This is a genomic window from Kocuria sp. WRN011 (assembly GCF_002295155.1).
Taxonomy (GTDB): domain Bacteria; phylum Actinomycetota; class Actinomycetes; order Actinomycetales; family Micrococcaceae; genus Kocuria; species Kocuria carniphila.
In genome coordinates this window covers 27,630-48,144 of sequence record NZ_NSGI01000007.1, presented here as the reverse complement: position 1 = coordinate 48,144, position 20,515 = coordinate 27,630, and the positions used below count along the sequence as shown (strand labels likewise).

General features: G+C 63.7%; 11 protein-coding genes and 1 tRNA gene. 10 read left to right on the top strand and 2 right to left on the bottom strand.

What is annotated here, in order from left to right; translation table 11 throughout:
- Nucleotides 1-33 precede the first annotated feature (33 nt).
- The 3 genes from gltB to pyk all read left to right on the top strand — a co-directional run bounded on the left by gltB (nucleotide 34) and on the right by pyk (nucleotide 7,881).
- Complete coding sequence (gltB, locus tag CKW39_RS10840; RefSeq protein ID WP_095798144.1) at nucleotides 34-4,749, top strand: glutamate synthase large subunit; 4,716 nt, start codon at nucleotides 34-36, stop codon at nucleotides 4,747-4,749.
- On the top strand, nucleotides 4,742-6,208 hold the full coding sequence (locus tag CKW39_RS10835) for a glutamate synthase subunit beta (protein WP_095798143.1): 1,467 nt from the start codon (nucleotides 4,742-4,744) through the stop codon (nucleotides 6,206-6,208). The genes gltB and CKW39_RS10835 overlap by 8 nt, the downstream gene beginning before the upstream one ends.
- Nucleotides 6,209-6,375: 167 nt before the next feature.
- Nucleotides 6,376-7,881, top strand: a complete 1,506-nt coding sequence (gene pyk, locus CKW39_RS10830; protein ID WP_095798142.1) for a pyruvate kinase — start codon at nucleotides 6,376-6,378, stop codon at nucleotides 7,879-7,881.
- 1,101 nt (nucleotides 7,882-8,982) lie between these two features.
- Here the strand turns inward: pyk and CKW39_RS10825 are convergent.
- A tRNA-Leu gene (locus tag CKW39_RS10825) sits at nucleotides 8,983-9,067 on the bottom strand.
- 189 nt (nucleotides 9,068-9,256) lie between these two features.
- Here CKW39_RS10825 and CKW39_RS10820 point away from each other — a divergent pair.
- The 4 genes from CKW39_RS10820 (at nucleotide 9,257) to rpsA (ending at nucleotide 15,876) form a co-directional block, all read left to right on the top strand.
- Nucleotides 9,257-9,871: an ANTAR domain-containing response regulator gene (locus CKW39_RS10820; RefSeq protein WP_095798141.1), complete on the top strand. Its 615-nt coding sequence runs from the start codon at nucleotides 9,257-9,259 to the stop codon at nucleotides 9,869-9,871.
- Nucleotides 9,872-9,917: 46 nt separating this feature from the next.
- Complete coding sequence (gene polA, locus CKW39_RS10815) at nucleotides 9,918-12,818, top strand: DNA polymerase I (RefSeq protein ID WP_254049379.1); 2,901 nt, start codon at nucleotides 9,918-9,920, stop codon at nucleotides 12,816-12,818.
- A gap of 34 nt (nucleotides 12,819-12,852) precedes the next feature.
- A complete protein-coding gene (locus tag CKW39_RS10810) occupies nucleotides 12,853-14,247 on the top strand; it encodes a GNAT family N-acetyltransferase (RefSeq protein WP_095798140.1) in 1,395 nt (464 codons plus the stop codon).
- 153 nt (nucleotides 14,248-14,400) lie between these two features.
- Nucleotides 14,401-15,876 (top strand): 30S ribosomal protein S1, encoded by a 1,476-nt coding sequence (gene rpsA / locus CKW39_RS10805; RefSeq protein WP_095798139.1) that lies wholly within the window; start codon nucleotides 14,401-14,403, stop codon nucleotides 15,874-15,876.
- A gap of 167 nt (nucleotides 15,877-16,043) precedes the next feature.
- Here rpsA and CKW39_RS10800 read toward each other — a convergent pair whose 3' ends face one another.
- Nucleotides 16,044-16,742 carry a YigZ family protein gene (locus CKW39_RS10800; protein ID WP_095798138.1) on the bottom strand — a complete coding sequence of 233 codons (699 nt, stop codon included), beginning with the start codon at nucleotides 16,740-16,742 and terminating at the stop codon, nucleotides 16,044-16,046.
- Between the two features lie 145 nt (nucleotides 16,743-16,887).
- Here CKW39_RS10800 and CKW39_RS10795 point away from each other — a divergent pair, with 145 nt between their 5' ends.
- From CKW39_RS10795 to coaE (CKW39_RS10785), 3 genes are all read left to right on the top strand, one after another.
- Nucleotides 16,888-17,364 carry a hypothetical protein gene (locus tag CKW39_RS10795; RefSeq protein ID WP_095798137.1) on the top strand — a complete coding sequence of 159 codons (477 nt, stop codon included), beginning with the start codon at nucleotides 16,888-16,890 and terminating at the stop codon, nucleotides 17,362-17,364.
- Between the two features lie 174 nt (nucleotides 17,365-17,538).
- On the top strand, nucleotides 17,539-19,896 hold the full coding sequence (coaE, locus tag CKW39_RS10790) for a dephospho-CoA kinase (RefSeq protein ID WP_095798136.1): 2,358 nt from the start codon (nucleotides 17,539-17,541) through the stop codon (nucleotides 19,894-19,896).
- A gap of 31 nt (nucleotides 19,897-19,927) precedes the next feature.
- Entirely contained in the window at nucleotides 19,928-20,515 is a 588-nt protein-coding gene (gene coaE / locus CKW39_RS10785; protein WP_238662992.1) for a dephospho-CoA kinase, read from the top strand.

Genomic DNA, 20,515 nt, shown 5'->3' with positions numbered 1-20,515 from the left:
AGACCTGCCCACCAACCCGGTGAGGAGCTCCCTATGAGCCACGTCAATCAAGTAGCCCCCGTGACCAACATCGTCACCGACGCGGTCAACCGCGACACGGGCCACCCTGACTCGCGTTCGGAGCTACCTCCCGCGGAATCCCCGTTCCGGGCGTTTTCCACACAGCCCGAGGACCACGGCCTGTACCGCGGCGAGGACGAGAAAGACGCATGCGGCCTGGCCGTGGTGGCCACCCTTGACGGCAACTCCACCCACGACATCGTGGAAGCCGCTCTCACCGCCCTGCGCAACCTCGAGCACCGCGGTGCCGTGGGCGGCGACGAGGGCACCGGCGACGGCGCCGGCATCCTCACGCAGATTCCCGACACATTCTTCCGGGACACCGTGAACTTCCAGCTGCCCCCGATGGGCGCCTACGCGGTCGGCACCGCGTTCATGCCCACCGGTGGCCAGCACCTCGAACCACTGCAGCGCGCACTTGAGGATCTCGCCGTCATGGAGGGTCTGCGCGTGCTTGGTTGGCGTGACGTCCCGGTCGTCGACGACGCCGTGGGCGCCTCCGCTCGCGCCGTCATGCCCACGTTCGTGCAGTTCTTCGTCGCGGACGAACGCCACAACGCACGGGGCGCGAGCCTGTTCGAACCCGGCGCGGCGGCGTCGTTCGATCCGACGCACTTGCAGCTGGAACTGGACCAGAAGGTGTTCCGCGTGCGTAAGCGCGCGCAGAACAAGTTCGGCGTGTACTTCCCGAGCTTCTCCTCACGCACGCTCGTGTACAAGGGCATGCTGACCACCGCTCAGTTGCAGCCCTTTTATCCTGATCTGTCCGACGAACGGTTCACGACCAAGCTCGCCGTGGTGCATTCGCGGTTCTCGACCAATACGTTCCCGTCGTGGCCGCTCGCTCAGCCCATGCGCACCCTGGCGCACAACGGCGAGATCAACACGGTCATGGGAAACCGCAACTGGATGCGCGCGCGCCAGTCCTCGATGTCCGGTGCCGTGCTGGGACGCAACCCCGAAGAGCTGTTCCCGATCTGCTCGGAAGGTGCCTCGGACTCCCAGTCCCTGGACGAGGTTGCGGAGCTGCTGCAGCTCGCCGGACGACCGGTCACCGAAACCATGCTGATGCTCATCCCGGAGGCGTGGGAGAACCACGAGAGCATGGACCCGGATCTGCGGGCGTTCTACCAGTATCACTCGACGCTCATGGAGCCGTGGGACGGCCCGGCGTGTGTGTCCTTCACGGATGGCAAGCGTGTGGGTTCCGTGTTGGATCGCAACGGTCTGCGCCCGGGGCGTTTCTGGGAGACCGAGGACGGTCTGGTGATCTTCGCGTCGGAGGTCGGTGTCATCGACATCGGTGACCGCAAGGTGGTGCGTAAGGGCCGCGTGTCCCCGGGCACCATGTTCCTGGTCGATACCGAAGAAGGCCGGATCGTCGAGAACCACGAGATCAAGGCCGAGTTGGCCGCCGCCAAGCCGTGGCGCGAGTGGGTCCAGGACTCGATTGTTCCGATCGGCGAGCTGCCCGAACGCGAGCACATGACCCACCCGGCGTCCTCCGTGCGGCTGCGTCAGAAGACCTTCGGCTACACCGAGGAAGAACTCAAGAAGATCATCGGTCCCATGGCCGTGGCCGGCGCGGAACCCATTTATGCGATGGGTACCGACACCCCCGTGGCCGTGCTGTCGGACCGCTCTCGGCTGCTCTACGACTACTTTGTGCAGTCCTTTGCACAGGTGACCAACCCTCCGCTGGACGCCATCCGCGAGGAATTGGTGACCTCGCTGACCGGAGCGGTGGGCCCCATGGCCAACCTGCTGGCCACACAACAGGCGAAGACACGCTTGATCAAGGTGGACTTCCCGGTGATCAACAATGATCAGTTGGACCAGATCCTGCACCTGGACGACGAGGACGGCGCCGCACTCACGCTGAAGGTGCGCGGCCTGTACCGCCCCGATGGCGGCGAAGAATCGCTTCGGACGCGCATCGCGGAGATCTGCGAAAAGGTCTCCACGGCTGTGAACCGCGGCGTGCAGTTCGTGATCATTTCCGATCGTGACTCCAATGGTGCCTGGGCACCCATCCCGTCCCTGCTGTTGACCTCTGCGGTGCACCACCACCTGCTGCGCTCAGCTACCCGCACCAAGGTCGCGCTGATCGTGGAATCCGGTGACGTTCGCGAGGTGCACCACCTGGCGCTGCTGCTGGGTTACGGCGCTTCCGCTGTGAACCCCTACCTGGCCATGGAATCGGCCGAGGAACTGGTGCGCCGCGGCGAGATCACCGGCGTGACCGAGGAAGAAGCCGTCTACAACCTGATCAAGGCGCTCGGCAAGGGCGTCCAGAAGATCATGTCCAAGATGGGTATCTCCACCGTGCAGTCCTACTGTGGCGCCCAGACCTTCGAGGCGCTGGGATTGTCGAGCGAGCTGATCAACGCGTACTTCTACGGAACGCGCACACAGATCCAGGGTGTCGGTCTGGATGTGATCGCGGAGGAAACCGCGTCCCGCCATCGCCTGGCCTACCCCGAGGACGGCGTCACCGAACCCCACCGTGACCTGGCCATCGGCGGCGAGTACGACTGGCGCCGCGAAGGACCGCGTCACCTGTTCGACCCGCACACGGTGTTCCGACTGCAGCACGCCACGCAGACGGGCCGCTACGACATCTTCAAGTCCTACACCGCACGCGTGGACGATCAGGCTCGGGAGATCGCCACCCTGCGCGGTCTCATGAGCTTCACCTCGGATCGGAAGCCCATCTCGATCGATGAGGTGGAGCCCGTGAGCGAGATCGTCAAGCGATTCTCGACCGGTGCCATGAGCTACGGCTCCATTTCCATGGAGGCTCACGAGACCCTCGCGATTGCCATGAACCGGTTGGGCGGCAAGTCCAATACGGGTGAGGGCGGCGAGGACCCGGAACGTCTGATGGACCCCGAACGTCGCTCGGCCGTCAAGCAGATTGCGTCCGGTCGCTTCGGTGTGACCAGCCTGTACCTGGCCACCGCGGACGACCTGCAGATCAAGATGGCCCAGGGTGCCAAGCCCGGTGAAGGCGGCCAGCTCATGGCGCAGAAGGTCTACCCCTGGGTGGCTCGTACGCGGCACTCGACACCGGGTGTCTCCCTGATCTCACCCCCGCCGCACCACGACATCTACTCGATCGAGGACCTCGCGCAGCTGATCTACGATCTCAAGCGCTCGAACCCCAAGTCGCGCGTGCACGTCAAGCTCGTGTCCGAACGCGGGATCGGCACGGTGGCGGCGGGCGTGACCAAGGCCAAGGCCGACGTCGTCCTGATTTCCGGTCACGACGGCGGCACCGGTGCGGCGCCGCTGAACTCGCTCAAGCACGCGGGTATGCCGTGGGAGTTGGGTCTGGCCGAGGCGCAGCAGACCCTGCGGCTGAACGGGTTGCGCGAACGCGTGGTCGTACAGGCGGACGGTCAGCTCAAGACCGGCCGTGACGTGGTGATTGCGGCACTTCTGGGTGCCGAGGAGTTCGGTTTCGCCACCGCGCCGCTCGTGGTCGAGGGCTGCATCATGATGCGCAAGTGCCACTTGGACACCTGCCCCGTAGGCGTTGCAACCCAGAATCCCGAACTGCGGAAGCGGTTCACGGGCAAGGCCGAGCACGTGGTGAACTTCTTCGAATTCATTGCCGAAGAAGTGCGTGAGTACCTGGCTCAGCTGGGCTTCCGCAGCATCGAGGAGGCCGTGGGGCACGCCGAGGTGTTGCGCACCCGCGACGCCATCGACCATTGGAAGGCCAAGGGCCTGGACCTGAGCCCCATCCTGGACTCGTTCCAGTCACCGGGTGTCAAGGACGGTCTGCGGAACACGCGCACGCAGGATCACGAGTTGGAGGATCATTTCGACAACAAGCTGATCCCGCTGGCATCGCCCGCGATCGAGAAGGGCGAGCCCGTGCGGGTCATGGAAAAGGTGATCAACACCGATCGCGCCGTGGGAACGATGCTCGGGTACACGGTGACGAAGGCCTTGGGCCTCGAAGAACTCGCTGACGACACCATCGACGTCACATTGACCGGTGAAGCGGGCCAGTCACTGGGCGCGTTCATTCCGCGCGGCATCACGCTGCGGCTGGAGGGCGACGCCAATGACTACACGGGTAAGGGCCTGTCCGGCGGGCGCATCGTGGTGCGACCACCCCGTGACGCGAGCTTCCCGACCCACGAGAACGTAATTGCCGGCAACGTGATCGGCTACGGTGCAACGAGTGGGGAAATGTTCTTCAGCGGCACCGTGGGCGAGCGGTTCCTGGTGCGTAACTCGGGTGCCACCGCAGTGGTCGAGGGCATCGGTGACCACGGCTGCGAATACATGACCGGCGGCGTCGCCCTGATCCTGGGGGAGACCGGCCGGAACTTCGGCGCGGGCATGTCCGGCGGCGTCGCGTACGTGCTGGACCTGGACGAATCGGATATCAACAAGCAAGCCCGGGAGACCGGTGAACTGCTCGTGGCCACCCTGGACGAACAGGATAGGGAACTGGTTCTGGGGCTGATCAAGCGCCACGGCGAGGAAACCGAATCGGACTGGGCGGCCACGCTGCTGCAGAACGCCGACGACACCATCGCGCGCATGACCAAGCTGCTACCGCGGGACTACTCCGCGGTGCTGTCGCTGCGTAATCAGGCCGAGGCCGCCGGGGACGACCCGGACGGCGACGGCACCTGGCTCAAGATTTTGGAGGTGACCACGCGTGGCTGATCCCCGTGGTTTTCTGAAAGTTCGACACCGCGAAGACCGTCCCAAGCGTCCGGTTCCCGTCCGCATCATGGACTGGAACGAGGTCCAGGAACGGCAGAATTCCCAGACCCTGCACGAGCAGGCCGGTCGCTGCATGGACTGCGGCGTACCGTTCTGCCACCAGGGTTGCCCGCTCGGGAACCTGATTCCCGAGTGGAATGACCTGGTCTGGCGCGGCCAGACGGATGAGGCCGTTGTGCGGATGCACGCGACCAATAATTTCCCGGAGTTCACAGGCCGCGTCTGCCCGGCTCCGTGCGAGTCCTCGTGCGTGCTGAGCATCAATCAACCGGCCGTGACCATCAAGCAGATCGAGTACGAGATCGGCGAAATGGCCTTCGACGAGGGCTACGTCAAGCCGTTCCTCCCCGCACGTCTGGTGGGTAAGACCGTGGCCGTGGTCGGATCGGGTCCGGCGGGTCTGGCGGCCGCACAGCAATTGACGCAGGCCGGGTTCACGGTGGCGGTGTACGAACGTGATGATCGCATTGGCGGTCTGCTGCGTTACGGCATCCCCGATTTCAAACTCGAGAAGTCCGTGGTGGATCGTCGCTTGGACGTCATGGCAGCCGAAGGAACCCGCTTCCGTACCGGCATCGAGATCGGTAAGGACATCACGTGGGACGTCCTGCGGCGCCGCTACGATGCCGTGATCGTGGCCACCGGTGCCACACGCCCCCGCGAATTGGGCATCCCCGGGCGCGATCTGCAGGGCATCCATCACGCCATGGACTACCTCGTGCGTTCCAACCGCTTGTCGGCGGGGGACGAGGTACCCGATCTGATCGACGCACGGGGTAAGAACGTGATCGTGCTCGGCGGTGGCGACACCGGATCAGACTGCATCGGCACCGCACACCGGCAGGGCGCGGCGTCGGTGACGTCACTGGCGATCGGTCGCAAGCCGCCGGTGGACCGCGCGGACGAAGAACCGTGGCCCATGATGCCCAAGGTCTTCGAGGTTTCCTCGTCCCACGAGGAAGGCGGTGAACGCACCTACTTGGCGTCCACGGTGGAGTTCGTGGGCGATGAGAACGGCCACGTCACGGGGCTCAAGGTTGCCGAAACCGAGTACCTGGACGACGGCCGCCGTGTTCCCAAGGAAGGGACCGAGAAGATCATTCCGGCCGACCTCGTGTTCCTGGCGCTGGGCTTCACCGGCAACGAGTCCGACGAGCTGACCTCGCAGCTGTCCGTGGAACTCGACCGCCGCACCAACGTGGCGCGCGACGAGCAGTACATGACCGCCGTCGACGGCGTATTCTCGTGCGGCGACGCCGGCCGCGGTCAGTCCTTGGTGGTCTGGGCGATTGCGGAGGGCCGCGCGTGCGCTGCCGAGGTGGAGCGTCACCTGACCGGACAAACGCGCCTGCCGCAGCCCGTGACGCCGTCGGAACGTGCTATTGATTTGAGCCTGTAGCTAAAGCCGGGCGAACCGCCGCCCTGGCCGTATCAATACATGGCCCCCGTTGCTAAGCTGGGGAGTGAATTCCGGCAAAGTGGCCGTGCTGGAGCAGCTTCGCGCTGTTTCATCGCGGCCATTTTGCTGTTTTCCCCCTGTAGTCTCCGACCGAAAGGGAATCACCCATGCGTCGAGCGAAGATCGTGGCCACCATTGGCCCGGCTATTTCCTCGTACGAGCACATCACCCAGGCCATTCAGGCCGGTATGAATGTGGCTCGCCTGAACATGAGCCACGGTGATCACAACGTTCACAACGCCTCTTACGAGAATCTGCGACGGGCCAGCCAAGAACTCGAAACCACGGTGGCCATCCTCGCCGATCTGCAGGGCCCCAAGATCCGTCTGGGCGCGTTCGCCAATGGTCCGTACAACCTCGAGGTGGGGGACACGTTCTCCATCACCACCGATGACGTTGAGGGCTCCCAGAAACTGGCCTCCACGACTCACAAGGGTCTGCCCGGTGACGTCAACGTGGGCGATCCGCTGTTGATCGACGACGGCAAGGTGGCGCTCAAAGCCACCAAGGTCACCGACAACACCGTGGAGACCGAGGTCATCGTGGGCGGGCCCGTGTCCAACCACAAGGGCATCAACCTCCCCGGCGTGGCCGTCAATGTCCCCGCGCTGAGCGAGAAGGACGAGGACGACCTGCGTTGGGCGCTGCAGCGCGGCGTGGACATCATCGCTCTGTCCTTCGTGCGCGACGCCAAAGACATCACCCGCGTGCACGAGATCATGAAGGAAGAGGGCCGGAAGATTCCGGTCATCGCCAAGATCGAGAAGCCCCAGGCCGTGGACAGCCTCCACGAGATCATCGATGCGTTCGACGGCATCATGGTCGCCCGTGGTGACCTGGGCGTGGAGCTCCCGCTCGAAGCCGTGCCGATCGTGCAGAAGCGCGCTATCGAATTGGCTCGCCGCTGGGCCAAGCCCGTGATCGTGGCCACCCAGGTGCTCGAGTCCATGATCGACAACCCGCGCCCCACTCGCGCCGAGGCCTCCGACTGCGCCAACGCCGTGCTCGACGGCGCGGACGCGGTCATGCTCTCCGGTGAGACCTCCGTGGGCAAGTACCCGGTCCAGACCATCGAGACGATGGCCAAGATTATCGAGGCTACCGAGACCCAGGGCATGGACCGCATGCCCCCGCTGGGCACTGAGCCCCGTACTCGCGGCGGCGCCGTGACCCGGGCGGCCGTGACGATGGCCCGTCAGTTGGACGTGAACTACATCTGTACGTTCACCCAGTCCGGTGATTCGGCTCGCCGCTTGTCCCGACTGCGCCCCAGCCGCCCGATCCTGGCGTTCACCCCGGTGCAGAACGTGATGGCCCTGCTGTCGCTGCTATGGGGCGTGCATCCCATCATGGTCAAGCAGGTTCACCACACCGACGAGATGACCAAACAGGTTGACCACTACATGCTCGAGAAGGGTTTGGCGGGCACGGATGATCTCGTGATCATCTGCGCCGGCTCACCTCCTGGTGTGGCCGGTTCCACCAACCTGGTCAAGGTCCACCGCGTGGGAGATCTGGATGACGCCGGCGAGGCACCCGTGCGCGAAGAGCACGAGCGCGTCGGCCCCTGGCGCGAAAGCCTTCCCGGTTCCGCCGCCTGGCGCGAACCGTGATCGGTTAGTTCCGCTGCGTGAATGACCTCGGCGACCCGTGCACTCAGGTGCGCGGGTCGCCGTCGTTGTGTGGGCGGTGGGTTTCACGTCGGCTGGCCCTGGATTCTCGTGCCGGTGCCCTTCTCTCGGTTCCCTGCCTTCGGTGCCTTTCCCTCGGTGCCCTTCCCGCGGTGCCTCCGGGCCCCTGCGCGACATGTGGCGCGCCGTCAGAACCGTGCCGAACACCTGTTGCGCCGCTAGAACCCCTTCGGCGCCTCCAAGAGGGTTCTCACGAAACATCAGCCGTGATGGAGGGTTCCAATAGCGCCTGACGTGTGCACTAGAAATGCTCGTGATTCCGACAGCGGCGTGAGGGCACCTAGGTGGGAGTCCCTGGGCCTGCCCCGAACATTTGGGGCACGGGTTCGTGTCCTGGGCCTTCGCGCGGCATTCTTGGCAGAGGTTCGTAGCGTTGACGGGGTTTGAGTGGCGAACCTCGTCCCCAGATGTTGGCCGTGCGTTTCTCTGCCACAGATGCTCACGGCCGTGGGTTCTGGAAAAGTTCTCGGGTTCATCGCAGGCCCCAGATCCCGGCGCCTACTTTTTATCGCGCTACCGGCCGCCGACGACGCCGCCGCACCCCGGTTCCATCCGCGGCGACACTAGGATTCCGCCGACGACGCCGCCGCCCCGGGATTCCACCACGGCCCGCTCACATTCTGGGCGCCTCTAGAACCCTTTGTTACGCCTGAAACGTCGTTAGAACCTCTTGGGGGAGCTGGAAGGGCTCCAGCGGCGCATGAGGTGTTGATGAGGGTCCTCCCGCCACCTGGAACGTGGGCAGCTCATGACTCCGAGTTCGCCTATGATCTCCCGTTGCTCCAGCCCCAGTACCGGCACGGCCCGCTCACGTTCTGGGCGCCTCTAGAACTCCTTGTTACGCCTGAAGCGCCGTTAGAACCTTTTGGGGGAGCTGGAAGGGCTCCAGTGGCGCATGAGGTGTTGATGAGGGTCCTCCCGCCACCTCAGTCGCAGGGGAGCAAGAATTAGCCTGTCCGCACCAACGAAAAACGGCCCCGTGTCAACGAGGCCGTTTCTCTACCGCTTTCACTAGGCGGTTTATGGTGCCCAAGGTGGGACTCGAACCCACACATGTTTCCATACTGCATTTTGAGTGCAGCGCGTCTGCCAATTCCGCCACTTGGGCAAGTGTCGTGCAGATTCACAAGCCATTGGCTGTGTGCAGCGGGTAACAGCTTACACGATGAGCGGTAGGCTGAAGACCAACGCACCGCGCACGGCTTCTCGTGTGGCGTGTCTCATGCGAGACCTGTCGTCATGACGTGGTTTGATGCGGTGTTCAGTTCGATTCCCCAGCTAACCAAGGAGGTCCCTCGTGACGGAATCGCCCGAAGCGTCCACTCCGGCTCCATCGAGTGCCCCCACCAAGACCGTTGTGGTCGCCGAGGATGAGGCGTTGATCCGCATGGACATCGTCGAGATGCTCCGCGAAGCCGGTTACAACGTGGTGGCCGAAGCCGAGAACGGTCAGCGCGCAGTGGACCTCGCTCGTGAGCACACACCAGACCTCGTCCTCATGGACGTGAAGATGCCCGTCATGGATGGCATCACCGCGGCGGAACACATCGCCGAGGAGCGGATCGCTCCCGTCGTGCTGCTCACGGCTTTCAGCCAGCGTGAACTCGTGGAGCGAGCCCGTGAAGCGGGGGCCATGGCGTATGTGGTCAAGCCATTCACCGTGGATGACGTGGTGCCGGCCATTGAGATCGCCATGTCCCGCTTCGAGGAGATCTCCGCGCTCGAGAACGAGGTCGCGGACATGAAGGAACAGTTCGCCACGCGCAAACTCGTGGAGCGTGCCAAGTCCCTGCTGCAGACCAAGATGGGCCTGTCCGAACCCGAGGCGTTCCGCTGGATTCAGAAGACCTCGATGGATCGCCGCTTGTCCATGCGTGAGGTCGCCGAGGCGATCATCAACCAGGTGGCCTGACCGCGCACTTCTCCGAGCGCTGAGGATGAGCGCCTAGGATGGACGCGTGAGTGAGACGAGCGACGCCCAGACCAACGCAAGCCAGGAAACCTCCGCCGATCCCGTGGTGGTGATCGGGGAGAAAACCGATTCCCCCCAAGAGATCACGCTGCCCGCGACGGTCAGCCGTCCGGAGCAGCGCCTCCTGCTGATCGACGGCCACTCGCTGGCTTTCCGCGCGTTCTTCGCGCTCTCACGTGCCGCCGAGTACGGGAACGGCCCTGCCTTTGTGACGTCCGAGGGCGTGCACACCGAGGGTGTCTACGGCTTTGTGAACACCATGGTCAAGCTGATCCGGGACTATCAGCCGACCCACCTCATCGTTTCGTTCGACCTCGAGGGCCCCACGCTGCGCTCCCAGGAGTACGGCGACTACAAGGGCGGCCGTGATGAGACTCCAGAGGAGTTCCACGGCCAGGTCCCCAACATCGAACGCATCCTCAAGGCGCTCGGGGTTCCGGTCGTTACGCTTGAGGGCTACGAGGCCGACGACGTTCTGGCCACCTTGGCCACGCGCGGCGCCGCTGAGGATTTCGAGGTCCTCGTCTTTTCCGGAGACCGTGACGCATTCCAGATGGTCAATGACCACGTGAACATCGTGTACCCGGGTCGCACCCCGTCCGATCTGCGGCGCATGGATGCCCAGGCGGTGTACGAGAAGTACAAGGTGGCACCCCAGAACTACCCCGACCTCGCCGCGCTCACGGGTGAGCAAGCGGACAATCTGCCCGGCGTTCCCGGCGTGGGGCCGGGCTTCGCGGCCAAGTGGATCACCTCTTACGGCACCGTGGAGTCCGTGCTCGAACACGCGGACAAAATCACCGGTAAGAAGGGTGAGGCGTTGCGCGAGAACTTGGACTTGGTGCGCCGCAATCGCAAGCTCAACCGGTTGGAAACCGATCTCGATCTCGACATCGAGTTCGGTAAGGCAGAACTTCCCGTTCCGGACACCGACAAGGTGGACGAGGTCTTCGACGAGCTCGAGTTCGGTTCCGGACTGCGCGGCCGACTTCTCGACGCCTTCAGTGACGCCGGCGACGGCGGCCCCAGTTCCGATGCCCCCGTGGTGAGCACGGTCCGCCGCGTGACGTCGGCGGAGCAGTGGCAGGAGTGGCTCGACGAGGACAAAGACACCGAATCACCCGCCGTGGTGCGGCGCCTGCTGCCGGATCCCAAGGCGACGTCGGGCGGGGAAGTCACGGCCCTCGTCTTCACCGCGAACACTGCAGCCGTGGTGGACCTGGTCGCTGCGGACCAGGATCTGGCCAACGCCGTGGATCAGTGGCTCGAGGACGACCGGCAGCTCAAGATCGTGGACGGCCTCAAGGATCTGTTCCACGGTCTCGTGGACCGCGGCGTCACCCTGGACGGCGTGTACGACGACGTTCAGCTGTCCGGTTATCTCGTGCGCCCCGCGCTGCGCAGCTACGACCTGGAGGCGCAACTGGCCCAGCACCTGGAACTGGAGGTGCCCGAGGTCGGTGATGCGGCGGCGTCGTCGGCCAAGGGAAAAGCTGCCCAAACGGAACTGGACCTGGGCGAGGACAAGGGCCTGGACGCCATCCCGGACGACGTCCTGAACCGCGAGGCCAGCCTGGGCGCGGCATGCGCTCAGTTGAGTCACCACTTGCGTGCCCTGCTGGAGGCCGACGGACAACTGCCGCTGCTGCTCGATCTGGAAATGCCGCTCGCGGTGATCCTGGCGCGCATGGAGAACGTGGGTGTCGCGATCGACAAGCCGGGGATCGATCAGCTGTACAAGGACTTGCAGCAGCCCATCGACCAGAACAAGGAGATGGCGCAGGAGCAGATCGAAGACACGGTCAATCTGGGTTCACCGAAACAGTTGCAGACCGTGATGTTCGAGGAACTGGGGCTGCCCAAGACCAAGAAGACCAAGACCGGTTACACCACGGACGCCGCCGCAGTCGCGGATCTGCTGGGCCGGGTGGATCCGGAAACCCCGGGATCCCGTTTCCTGGTGGCGCTCATGAACTGGCGCGAGTACTCCAAGCTCAAGCAAATCGTGGAGGGCCTGCGCAAGGCGATCGCCGACGACGGCCGGATCCACACGACCTACATGCAGACGGTTGCGGCCACGGGACGCCTGTCTTCGACCGACCCCAACCTGCAGAACATTCCGGTGCGCACGGAACAAGGCCAGCGGATCCGCAACGTGTTCGTGGTCGGCTCGGACGAAGAAGGTCCTTTCGAGACCCTCATGACCGCGGACTATTCGCAGATCGAAATGCGCATCATGGCGCACCTGTCCGGGGACGAAGCGCTCATCGAGGCGTTCCGGGCGGGGGAGGACCTGCACCGTTTCGTGGGCTCGCGCGTGTTCAACGTGGCGCCCGAAGAGGTCACCGCCCAGATGCGCTCGAAGGTGAAGGCCATGAGCTACGGCCTGGTCTATGGGCTGAGCTCCTACGGCCTGTCGCAGCAGCTGAACATTCCGGTGGACGAAGCCCGGACCATGATGAGCGAATACTTCGAGCGATTCGGTGGCGTGCGGGACTTCCTGCGAGGGGTCGTGGACGAGGCTCGCGAGAAGGGTTACACGGAAACGATCGAGGGTCGACGCCGCTACCTCCCGGACCTCACGAGCGACAACCGATTGGCCCGCCAGTCCGCGGAGCGCGCGGCGCTGAACGCGCCCATCCAGGGATCCGCGGCGGACATCATCAAGAAAGCGATGATCGGGGTGGACCGCGCACTCGGTGAGCAGGACCTGCGATCGCGCGTCCTACTGCAGGTCCATGACGAACTGATCGTGGAAGTGGCCCCCGGCGAGGTCGAAGCTGTGGAGAAGATCCTGCGCGAAGAAATGGCCAACGCCGCCGAGCTGACGGTTCCGCTGGACGTCAACGTGGGCACGGGCCGCACGTGGCAACAGGCCGCGCACTAAGAATTATTCGACGACACCCAGGAGACACGCACGCATGACCACGCATCCGGCCAATGAGCCCCGGTCCGAGCAGTACAGCGCCAAGGGCAACTCCTACGAGGTGAAGTGCTTCGGCGCGGGACCCGGTGGAATCGACGAGAACGCGGAAGCGGTCGAATGGTTGCGCGCGGTCAGCCAGGGCTTCCACGGACCGGAACCCTCCAAGGAGTCGTTGGAAAAGGATCTCGCGTGGTTGCACGGTGAAGGCGTTCGACTGCGTGCCGTCTACAGCCAGGACCCGGTGCCGCCCGCGGCCCTGAGTGATGAACGGCCCGTGGCCACGTACTGCTCGTGGAATTCGAGTCTCACCCTGGGTGCCCAGACCCAGATTCCCGCGTGGTTGGTCTCCGAAGTCACGGTGCGTCCCACTCATGCGCGCCGCGGGATCCTGCGCCGCATGATGACCGCTGATCTCACCGAGGCCCACGAAGCGGGCTTGGCCATTGCCGCGCTGACGGCCTCCGAAGCAACCATTTACGGTCGGTTCGGATTCGGTGCAGGCACGTTCAACACGTCGGTTGCGGTGGCTGCCGAGTCCGGGCTCAAGCTCAAGGTGCCGTCCGTGGGACGCGTGGAAATGGCCGACAACAAGGCCGTGGCGCAGCTGGCACCTCAGATCTTCGAAGACTTCCATGAGCTCACCCCCGGATCGTTGAAGCGCACCAGCAAATGGTGGGATTACGTGAGCGGCCAGTTCGATTGGCACACAGGCAAGACCGACCCCGAAGTCCGCACCGCGGTCCACTATGACGAGAATGATCGAGCGGACGGCTACGTCAGCTACAAGTTCGTTCGCGGCAGCGGCTTCAAGGGAACGTTGGAGGTCGTTGATCTCGTTTCGCCGAGCGCGCAGGTTCGCATCGCCCTGTGGGAGTACCTGTGTGGTCTGGACCTGGTCACTGAGGTTCGACACCCCAACGCCCAGATGGAAGACCCGCTGATGTGGGGCATGGTCGATATGGCGGACTACGAGGTGCGCAAGCGCTACGAGCGTCTGTGGTTGCGCATTCTTGACCCGGTCGCTGCGCTGTCCGCGCGCCCTTATCGTTCGCACCGCAAGGTCACGGTCTCGCTCGTGGATTCACTAGGTTTCGCCGACGGCCTCTACACGATCGACACGACCGGCCAGCAGACGGTCGTCGAGCGCGTGGGGGACCGGCCCCGAACCGACGACGACGCCGCGGGCAAGTCCATGCCTCGCGTCGAGTTGCCGGACGGTGCAGATGTCGCCATGAACATCGATGCCCTGGGATCGCTCTACTTGGGAGCCGTCAAGGCCTCCACGCTGTACTACGCGGGGTTGATCAAGGTGCGTGACCTGGACGCGCTGGATGATTTGCAGTCGCTGATGTCCACGTCCGAGCACCCTTATTGCATCTCGCCCTTCTAAGGAGCTTGAACCGCCCGCCCTTGATGCCTAGACTGGTGCAGTGCGTATTCATTCGCGCGCCCAAAGCACGTTTCGTTCACTGCCCTACGCGCCTTACAAGGTGCGAGTGGTGAACACAGACCATTCAAACTAATCCATCGGAGTCCCTACTACATGACCACCACCACCCCGCAGGTTGCCGTCAACGATATCGGAAACGAAGAGGATTTCCTCGCCGCTGTCGACGCAACCATTAAGTACTTCAACGACGGCGACCTCGTGGAAGGCACCGTCGTCAAGGTCGACCGCGACGAGGTCCTCTTGGACATCGGCTACAAGACCGAAGGCGTAATCCCCTCTCGCGAGCTGTCCATCAAGCACGACATCAACCCTGACGATGTTGTTGCCGTGGGTGATGAGGTCGAGGCTCTGGTTCTCACCAAAGAGGACAAAGAAGGTCGCCTGATCCTGTCCAAGAAGCGCGCTCAGTACGAGCGCGCCTGGGGCGATATCGAGAAGGTCAAGGAAGACGACGGCGTCGTCACCGGTACCGTCATCGAGGTCGTCAAGGGTGGCCTCATCCTGGACATCGGTCTGCGTGGCTTCCTGCCCGCCTCCTTGGTCGAGATGCGTCGCGTCCGCGACCTGGCTCCCTACATCGGCCAGCAGCTCGAAGCCAAGATCATCGAGCTGGACAAGAACCGCAACAACGTGGTTCTGTCCCGCCGTGCATGGCTCGAGCAGACCCAGTCCGAGGTTCGCGCCAACTTCCTGCAGCAGCTGCAGAAGGGCCAGGTTCGCACCGGCACCGTGTCCTCCATCGTCAACTTCGGTGCCTTCGTGGACCTCGGTGGCGTCGACGGCCTGGTGCACGTGTCCGAGCTGTCCTGGAAGCACATCGACCACCCCTCCGAGGTCGTCGAGGTTGGCCAGGAAGTCACCGTCGAGGTTCTCGACGTGGACATGGACCGCGAGCGTGTTTCGCTGTCCCTCAAGGCAACCCAGGAAGATCCCTGGCAGTTGTTCGCACGCACCCACGCCCTGGGTCAGGTTGTGCCGGGCAAGGTCACCAAGCTGGTTCCCTTCGGTGCGTTCGTGCGCGTCGAAGACGGCATCGAGGGCCTGGTGCACATCTCCGAGCTGGCACAGCGTCACGTGGACATGGCCGAGCAGGTCGTCTCCGTGAACGAGGAACTGTTCGTCAAGGTCATCGACATCGACCTGGACCGTCGCCGCATCTCGCTGTCCCTGAAGCAGGCCAACGAGGGCGTGGATCCCGAGTCCACCGAGTTCGATCCCGCTCAGTACGGCATGGCTGCCGAGTACGACGATCAGGGCAACTACAAGTACCCTGAGGGCTTCGATCCCGAGACCAACGAGTGGATCGAAGGCTACGAGGAGCAGCGCGCAGCGTGGGAGCAGCAGTACGCCGACGCTCAGGCTCGATGGGAAGCTCACAAGGAGCAGGTGCAGAAGCACCTGACCGAGGATCAGGAAGCTGCAGTTTCCTCCTCGAACTCCAGCTCCAGCAGCAACAGCGGCCCCGCCGCTCCGACCAGCTACTCTTCCGAGGCTCCGGCCGAGGACGCGGGCACCCTGGCTTCTGACGAAGCACTGGCTGCTCTGCGCGAGAAGCTGACCGGCAACTGATTCACGGATGAGCTGAACCGCCCCGGTGGTTCGGACCTCTGAATCACAGAACCCCGCACGGATTCCGTGCGGGGTTCTGTCATGCCCGGGTAACGTTCGGGAGATTTACGGATCAGGATTCTTGCGGGTGCCCAGCATCCGGGGAGAGGGCCACCCTGGGGAGGGTGCTAGAGCAGAGGGACGTCGTACCAGTCGATATCGCCGAGTTCCGGTGTGTACTGACCGGAAGTCAGCGAGGTCACGGTGTCCAGGGCATTCTGGACGTCGATTTCACGATCAGGGACCGCGATGGTGAGGACGGCGGCGTGGGCTTCGTAACGGGTGGGCAGCACCGTGAACCCGGCCGTGCGCACATCGTCCTCGATGCGTCCGGCGTCCGAGTGGGCAAGCGGCACGGACAGCGAACGGGAGCGCATGCGGGTCTTGAGGGGCGCGGTCTCGAGGGCCTCGGCAACCGCGCCGGAATAGGCCCGGACCAGCCCGCCGGCGCCGAGTTTGACCCCGCCGAACCAGCGCACCACTACGGCGCAGACATCCGAGAGATCGCCCTCGAGTCCCTCCTCACGCTGCGTGGGGGACTTGTAGGCGCTCAACGACTGCATCATGGGCATGCCCGCTGTACCGGACGGTTCGCCGTCGTCGGACGTGCGGCCCGTCTCGCGAGATGGGCCGACGAGGAACGCCGAACAGTGGTGGCGGGCGTCGCGATGCTGGGCCTTGACCTCGGCAATGAAATCGCGTGCGGCAGCTTCCGAATCGACCCGTTTCAAGAGCGCCAGGAAGCGGGATTTCTTGATCTCGATCTCGTGGGCGTGCGCGGAATGCGCGCGCAGCACCGTGTAAGAGACGTTCGGATCAATGGGCATGGGCTTCAGTCTAGGGCGCGGTCAGAGGCGGATGCCGGACCAGCCGCACAAGGTTACCACTGAGAAGCTTTCTCGTGTGTCTTGTATCACGGCGTCTCGGGGAGGAATATGTCGTGCAAGAGCACCGGAGAAAGCGGTACCGACCATGAGTGAGACTATACGGCGTGCGGAATCCCAGGGTTCATCGGCACGCAACAGACAGATCGACCCCGAGGTCGACAAACACGTGAGGACACTGCTGACGCTGACCATCGTCTCCGGCGTCTTGTACCTCACGACCATCCTGACCAACATTGTCACCGGCCAGATTACCCATCGAGCGTTCGAGGACGCACCGTTCGGCGCACCACCCGAGAGCGCGTACTGGGTCGGGGCCGTGGTCGGTTTGATTCTGCTGGTCGGAATGTACCTGGCTGTGTACATTCCGCTGCGCAAGCGACTGCGCGAAGGCTGGTACGCGGGTGCGGTCTTCGCAACCGTCGGTCTCATCCATGCGGCCTTGTCCGCGGTAGTGGCACCGGGGAACTTGCTCCTGGGGCTTCCCGGAATCGCCTTGGTGGTGGTCAACGGAATCTGGCTGTTCATCGCGTTCCGCCCGGGCGTACGTGAAGGACTCGGCTGACCTTTCGATTGGTTTTGGCCGGGGCCACAAGAACGTTACGAAGAAGTAACGGTCTCCGCTGAAGGTGCGCCAATATCTGCAAGTTCGTGACCGGTCGGTACAGTGGTGGACCGTTATCGACCGGTCGTGAGCTGACTCACGGCGCCGGCTCCGTCAAACCGGAAGCAATGGAACATGCTCAATCGCTTGCATGATCGACTAGGCCTGAGAACAACCCCCTCCATCTTCTTCATCTCCGCCTGTGTGATTGTCCTCTTCACCGCCGCGATGGGACTGTTTCCGTCGCAGGTGCAGGGGTTCTTCGGCACCGTGTCCAGTGCCTTGAGATACCAGGTCGGCTGGTTCTTCACCTTCAGCGTGACGATCATGGTGATCTTCGCGATCGGCCTGGCGCTCAGCCGTTACGGGCGCTTGAAAATCGGCGACGACGATTCCGAACCCGAGTACTCGGGCATCGCCTGGTTCGGCATGCTGTTCGCGGCCGGCTTGGGCGCAGTCCTCATGTTCTGGGGTGTCGCGGAGCCCATGAACCATTACGCCAATCCGCCGATGTACGGGACTGAACCGTTCTCGGACCAGGCTGCCGTGGAAGCGTTGAACATTTCCAACTTCCACTTCGGGTTGCACATGTGGGGCATTTTCATTGTCCCCGGGTTGGCGTTCGGCTATTTCACGTACAAGCGGAAGCTACCCCCGCGGGTGTCCTCCGCTTTCCAACCCCTTCTGGGCGACGGTATCCACGGCCCGATCGGCAAGGCCATCGACATCATGGCGATCGTGGCCACGGTGTTCGGCCTGGGTGTGTCCGTGGGTCTGGGTGCCATGCAGATCAACAGCGGCATGAACTACGTGTACGGCATCCCCATGGCCGGGTGGATCCAGGCGGCCATCATCGCGGTGGTCACCGCGGTAGGTCTCATGTCCGTGCTGGCCGGTATGGACAAGGGCGTGAAGCGGCTGTCCTACCTCAACATCGTGGCGGCTGTGGCGCTCCTCGTCTTCATCTTGATGGCCGGCGCGAGCATGTCGCTGATGCGCGGAATGGTCGAGTCCGCCGGTAGCTACCTCAATGCACTGCCCACACTGGCGTTCTTCAACGACACGTTCGGCAATGGCGAATGGTCGGGTGACTGGACGGTCTTCTACTGGGCATGGACGGTGACCTGGGCGCCGTTCGTCGGCATGTTCGTGGCCAAGATCTCCCGCGGCCGCACGATTCGCCAGTTCGTGGTCGGCGTACTGGGCGTGCCGTCCGTGTTCGTGGTGATCTGGATGGCCATCTACGGCTTGAGCGCCTTCCAGATCGATCGCGCCGAAGGCACGGAACGCTCCATGACCGAAACGATCGTGGAAGAGGGCAACGTGGAAGCGGCCCTGTTCCAGTTGCTGCAGAACTTCCCCTTGTTCGAAGCCACTGCAGTCCTTGCACTGGTCGTCATCACCATCTTCTTCATCACCTCCATCGATTCGGGCGCCCTGGTCATGGATTCCATGGCATCGGGTTACGAGGACCAGGGTCCTAAGCGGCAGCGCGTCTTCTGGGCGCTGTCCGTCGGTGCCGTGTGTGCTGCCATCATCACGACCTCGGGTGAGGGCGGGCTTGCGGCACTGCAGGAAGTGATCATCGTGATCGGTGCACCCGTCATGCTGATGTCCCTGTTGCAAGCCATCATGTTGTTTCAAGCGATCCGTGAAGATGCGGGAACGGCAAAGCCCATTCGGACGCGCCAGTGGAAGCAGGTGTTGCCGGTAGAGGAGTACCACCGTCGGGCACAGGAAGGTTCCACCGCCGTGGACGATTTCGTCATGCGTCCCGAGTACGAGGTGGGAACGGAGCCGGAGCACAATACCCACCAGCCCCGGACGTGGCACTGGCAGCGCGAGAAGGAAGGTCAGCCGGTCCTGCAGATGGCACTCATCGGTGGGTTCTCGGCGGGCAAGACCACGGTCGCCCAGGCCTTCGCGGACCTTGGTGCCACGGTGGTCGACAACGACGAGATCTGGGCTCATGTCCTGCGACCGGGCACCGAAGCTCACGATGAGATCGTGCGGATGTTCGGTGACTCGGTCACCGCACCGGACGGTTCCATCGACATGGACGCCTTGATCGATCTGAAGTCGAACAACCAAGCGGCACGGACCCGAATCAACGAGCTCGTGCTGCCGCTGGTGCGGGAAGAGTCCCGCCACCGAGGCCGCCGCGCGGGCCCGGACACCGTGCTCGTCCAGGATGTCCGCGACCTGGTGGAATCCGGTCAATCGGAACGGTTCGACGTGGTTATTGCCGTCGAGGCTCCCGCCGACATCCGCGTGCAGCGCATGGTCCAGGAAACGGGCATGACTCGCGAAGAAGCCTGGGAGCGCGTCGACGATTCGAGCAGCGACGACGAGCGCCGCGAGATCGCGGACGAGGTCGTGGTTAACGACGGCGACAACGAGTACCTCCGCGCCCAGGTCCAGCGGATCTGGGATGAGTACGTGGTGCCGGCCGTTCCGGAAATCGTCGGGGAAAAGGATGCCGCACGTGAGTGATCGCAATATCAAGGCCGGGGATCGTTCCGTCATGACGGTGGGTCTGACCGGTGGAATAGCCTCCGGTAAGTCCACCGTCTCGCGGCGCCTCGGCGAGCTGGGTGCCGTGGTGATCGACGCGGATGCCATCGCCCGCAACCTCCAACAACCAGGGGAACGGGGTCACAGTGCCATTCGCGAACACTTTGGCGATGCGGTGATCGATCTGACCACGGGTGAGCTTCTCCGGCAAGAACTCGCCAACATCGTGTTCAACGATCAAGTTCAACTTGATGCCCTCAACGGCATCATTCACCCCATGGTCCGCGAAGAAACGGCACGTTTGATCGAGGCCGCCGCGCCCGGGTCGGTGATCGTCTACGACATGCCGCTGCTCGTGGAGACCGGCCAGCATGCGGACATGGACCAGGTTCTGGTGGTCGAGGCGCCGGTCGAGGAGCGAGTGCGTCGAATGGTCACCGACCGGGGGATGGCTGCCGACGACGCCCGGCGGCGAATCGCTGCGCAGGCCACGGACGAGCAACGGCGGGCCGCTGCAACCACCGTGTTCGACAATTCCGGCACGGTCCAGGACCTCGTCCGCCAGGTCGATGAATGGTGGCGGTTGCAGGGCAGTTAG